The following is a 5,042-nucleotide window of genomic DNA, read 5'->3' on the forward strand; positions in this document are numbered from 1 at the left end:
TAATTCCTTTTATCGCAAACTCATCTTTATCTTGTAGTGGTGGTCGCTTAAATCCAATATCATTTAAAACAGCACCTGAGAATGAGTTTTTCTGATAAATACGAACGTCACCTGGTACGAAGCGAATAATAGAAACTTTAGAATTCAATTTATCTCCTAACTTCTCTTTCATTCCTTCAATACGTTTTTTATAATCTTCAAGAGCCTTTTGCCCTTCTTTTTCTTTATTTACAGCTTTTGTATAGAGTGTAAAGTTTTCTTTCCAATCCCCGCGCAATGTTTCAGCGTACACAGTTGGCGCTATTTCGTTCAATTGCTCATATATTTTTTCATGACGCATTTTATTACCGATAATTAAATCTGGCTTAAGCTTCATAACTGCCTCTAAATTAATATCACGCTCAGTACCTACAACTTTCGTATCTTTTAAATCTTTCGCTAAATGAGGATACCATTCATCACCAGCACGTGGTTTTGTAGTTCCAACTGGTGTTACTCCGACAGCTAAAAGCGCCTCCGCACCCTCATTTGTTAAAACAACTACTTTTTTAGGTGTACCATTTACTGTTGTTTCACCCATTGCATGCTTTACAGTATACGAATCTTTTGCTTTAGCYGATGKATCATTTYCTTTTYTCTCTTCTTTRCTACACCCTGCGATTATTACCATAAGTATCATAATGCAGAACATAAATATTTTTTTACTATGTACCATATGCCCCCCTAGATGAAATCGATTATCATTAACAATTAAAGATTAATGTATGTAATATACATTTTAGATTCTATCCGCTATTCAAATGTTTATTTTTAAAATAAAGTGTATAAGTATGAAAATAATAAACGTTCTTAAAATGCGTATCTACGTTATACATAAATACGCATTCATATTACATTATAAACTCATTTCCTAATATTGATTATATTTAATATATGATGGATCATTATAAACCCATTGATTTCCACCAAGGTTCAACCAACCGTTTTGATTAATATACACTAAATACGATTCAGGATTATTTAATTTACGAATAACTGAAGAAGATGTTGATGGACCACTTCTTAAGTTCACATTCGTTCCTTKTATATAWGCRACACCAATTGSRCTTCCATCACTATTGCTCGTCTTTACAAAATTAATRTACGAAGGGTCATTATACACCCATTGTCCATTTCCTAAGTCTAACCATCCGTTACTTTCCTGATATACGACATACGATTCTGGGGCGTTTAGTTGACGAATAACTGAAGAAGACRTTGATGGGCCACTTCTTAAATTCACATTTTTCCCAAGTATATAGGCAATCCCCTTCGTTTGTGGTGTTGGCTGTGGGTTTGGAGGTTGTGGATTTGGAGCTACTCCAAAAATAGCTGCTATTCCGTTTGCATACGCTTGGCTTATATCTTCGATAAATTGTGGATTTTTCAATAAATTAGCATCAAACGTTGTATCAATAAAGGCAGTCTCTGTTAAAATTGCATCCATTGCAGTCTCTCTTAGTACCGCATAATTTGCTTTTTTGGCTCCTCGGTCACGAAGACCGTATTTTGTTAATACAGGATTGACTGCTGCATGCATTTTTTGTTGCTTTTCATATGCGGAACTACTATTAGATAGCGCGTTGTAAATATAACTTTCAAATCCAGTTCCACCGCCACTATTAATGTGAAATGAGATAAAATAATCTGCACCAAATGAATTAGCRATATTAGCACGTTCTGATAAAGAGATAAATACATCACTATCACGTGTCATTTTAATATTGATTGGATAATTTGCAGATAAAATATCTCGCACACGTCTAGCAATTTGAAGTGTTAACTCTTTTTCCACTAACCCATTACCAACAGCACCAGAATCATATCCACCATGCCCTGCGTCTATAACAAGTTTCATATATCTTTTTCGTTCCTTTCTTTATTGTAATAAGCTTTCATTTCTACTCGTCCTATTTTATGTTAATTGTACAAGTTCCGTTACAAGTACAAATAAAAAAACCCCCTTATGTAAGGCGGTTTCTATCGCTTTGCTTTAGCCAATTTAAAATGAATATATACGATTGATAATGGATGTAACGTATGCAAAATAAAAGAAATAAAAGAAATATCCCACCGCCGCTATATAGCAACCCAAACTTCAAAAAAATGTTCAAAAGAGGTGGGAAATACGTCATGTTTTGCAATACAAATAGCATACAAAACAAAATTAAAAATACGGGAATATATTGTAATTCATATGGTCTTCTCTTCTTATACATTCTTTTCCGAATAAAAGTCTGGCATAGTTCTGCTACTATAAAACAACCTCCAACTAATACAAGACCAGAAGTTATCGTCATACGTCCACCTACCTTATATTCATATCATCACCTAATCAATATTCACTATATTTTCTTTACATATATTCCATTTTCCTCAATAAAACCAGATCCCTCTATGAAAGATTTAGCTTGTTCCGTAAACATCTCTTGCAATACTTTTATTTCTTTCACATTTCTCTGTTTCATCATTTCTTCAAATGTAAAATACGTATTTGTCCCGTATCCATAACCTTGATAATCAAAATGAATAATTAACTGTGACAAAATAGCACTCTCTTCTTGAACGCTATAATCTATTACGCCAATATATGTATCATCAACTTTTACACAATACTGAACCTTTTTCTCATCTAAGCTGTGTGARTGAAACATTTCTTTTACAGCGCTTTCATTTTCTGTATTTACTTTCTCAAACGTAATCATATGTTGTCCATCCTTTTACTATTATTGTATCAATAATAAATGCAATTTATGAAAAAAACCTTAAGATCGAATGCGACCTTAAGGTTTTTTATTAAACTAAGCTATACGCACGCTTTGTTTCTTCGTGGAACTTATTCGTATCGTATTTATGCTCAACATAAATTTGATGCCATACCATAAACGCAAGTACAGTCCAAATTTTACGGCTATAATCGCCTTTATCTGCACAATGTGCTTCCAGTAAGTTTAATACATACTGTTTTTCGATTAAATGCTCAGTTTTGCTTTCTTTAATAATATTTACAGCCCAATCGTGCATTTCATCTTTTAACCAGTGACGAATTGGTACTGGGAATCCAAGCTTTTTACGATCTAACACGTGATCCGGAACAATTCCACGAGCAGCTTCACGTAATATAGCTTTCGTTGTTCCGTTTGCAATTTTAAATTCTGTCGGAATTTTAGATGCAACGTCAAATACTTCTTTATCTAAGAACGGTACACGAAGTTCTAATGAATTTGCCATCGTCATTTTATCAGCTTTTAATAAAATATCGCCGCGTAACCATGTGAACATATCAATGTACTGCATTTTACTTACATCATCATAATCTTTAATTTCGTTATACAATGGTTTCGTGATATCCATATAGTTAACACTTTCATCGTAATACTTCATTAATTCAGCTTTCTCTTCTTCACGGAAGATTTTCGCATTTCCATAGTAACGCTCTTCGATTGGCGTACATCCACGCTCTAAGAAGCTTTTTCCTTTAAACCCTTCTTTAAGAGCACCACTTAATGCCTTTAGAACACTCTTTCCTGGGCTAGGAATGTAAGAGAACATTTTTAACGAGTTTGGCTCACGATAAATGTTATATCCACCAAATAGCTCGTCTGCACCTTCACCAGAAAGAACAACCGTTACATGTTTACGCGCTTCTTTCGCAACGAAATACAATGGTACAGCTGCKGGATCCGCTAAAGGATCATCCATATGCCAAATGATTTTTGGGAACTCATCCATAAATTCTTGCGCTGTAATGAATACGTTATGGTTTTTAACTCCTAATTTCTCAGCAGTTTCTTTCGCAACATCAACTTCACTGAAACCGCGTTGTTCGAAACCAATAGAGAATGTTAATAGATTTGGATTCATTTCTCTTGCGATAGAAGCAATAATAGATGAATCRATACCACCAGATAAGAAAGAACCTACTGGTACATCACTACGCATATGTACTTTTACAGAATCGTATAATACATCACGAATTGCTTGGATATGCTCCTCTTTCGTTGCGCTTGAAGCGTTGAAATAAGGATTCCAGTAGCGATGGATTTCCATCTCTTTACCGATTTCTTTTACGAAGTAATGACCAGGCTCAATTTTGTTAACATCAATTGTTAATGTTTCTGGCTCTGGACCATATTGGTACGTAAAGTAGTGTTGTAGTGACTTTGGGTTTACCCCTTTGTCTTCCATTACATGCATAATACTTTTCTTCTCAGATGCGAAGAATGTAGTATCACCTTGTTGTGCGATGTATAAAGGCTTAATACCGAAGTGGTCACGTGCACCGAAAAGTGTCTTTTCTTCACGATCCCAAATCATAAATGCGAACATACCACGAAGGTAGTCTACACATTTTTCTTTCATATGTGCATACAATGCAATGATAACTTCTGTATCAGATTGTGTAGCAAAAGTTGCACCTTTTTCAAGTAACATTTCACGTAGTTCTACATAATTGTAAATTTCACCATTAAAAATAATTACATATCGATCATTTTCATAAGTTAACGGCTGATGTCCTGCCTCTAAGTCAATGATACTTAAACGGCGGAAGCCAAATTGTACATGTTCATCACGAAAATATCCTTCGTCATCTGGACCGCGGTGGAAAATCATCGTGTTCATATTTTCAAATTGATGTTTTTCTGTTTCTGAAAACTCTCTAGGGTTTTCACATAAACATCCTACAAAACCACACATACTTCTTACCCTCTTTCAGTTTTCATTCTGTCTCAATACTACTATATCAACCCTATTTATACTAGCATAATCAACTGAATATGGCGACCAAAAACTATAAAAAACTCACTCCATTTCACATTTTTAACATTTTTTTATGAAAACATGAAAACTAGGCACTCACCTTTCTCCGCTTTTGTCATATGATATTGCAAATTGATTTCTAGGAGGTAATACCATGAGTGAAGAAAAAAAAGATTCTTCTCGCCCACCGGTTCGTAATTATTTAAAACAAATTGATGATTTTTTCGAACAAACACCTCTTC

The 5,042-nt window shown here is 34.3% G+C and carries 5 protein-coding genes and 1 pseudogene; 1 reads left to right on the forward strand and 5 read right to left on the reverse strand.

Annotation, left to right across the window (positions count from 1 at the left end; genetic code table 11):
- From AC1DJR_RS16970 to asnB, 5 genes are all read right to left on the reverse strand, one after another.
- Nucleotides 1-715: ABC transporter substrate-binding protein (locus AC1DJR_RS16970; protein ID WP_477003084.1), on the reverse strand; the 715-nt coding region annotated here is incomplete at its 3' end.
- Between the two features lie 195 nt (nucleotides 716-910).
- Nucleotides 911-1,897 carry an N-acetylmuramoyl-L-alanine amidase gene (locus AC1DJR_RS16975; protein ID WP_477003085.1) on the reverse strand — a complete coding sequence of 329 codons (987 nt, stop codon included), beginning with the start codon at nucleotides 1,895-1,897 and terminating at the stop codon, nucleotides 911-913.
- Nucleotides 1,898-2,003: 106 nt separating this feature from the next.
- Complete coding sequence (locus tag AC1DJR_RS16980) at nucleotides 2,004-2,339, reverse strand: hypothetical protein (protein ID WP_081085969.1); 336 nt, start codon at nucleotides 2,337-2,339, stop codon at nucleotides 2,004-2,006.
- Nucleotides 2,340-2,384: 45 nt separating this feature from the next.
- Nucleotides 2,385-2,744 (reverse strand): GNAT family N-acetyltransferase, encoded by a 360-nt coding sequence (locus AC1DJR_RS16985; RefSeq protein WP_002012705.1) that lies wholly within the window; start codon nucleotides 2,742-2,744, stop codon nucleotides 2,385-2,387.
- Between the two features lie 91 nt (nucleotides 2,745-2,835).
- A complete protein-coding gene (asnB, locus tag AC1DJR_RS16990; protein ID WP_002012706.1) occupies nucleotides 2,836-4,737 on the reverse strand; it encodes an asparagine synthase (glutamine-hydrolyzing) in 1,902 nt (633 codons plus the stop codon).
- Between the two features lie 217 nt (nucleotides 4,738-4,954).
- On the opposite strand from asnB, the pseudogene AC1DJR_RS16995 reads away from it, so the two are divergent.
- A pseudogene (locus AC1DJR_RS16995) lies at nucleotides 4,955-5,042 on the forward strand (Hsp20/alpha crystallin family protein); the annotation flags it as partial.

This window comes from Bacillus sp. 05T31, from assembly GCF_056396725.1.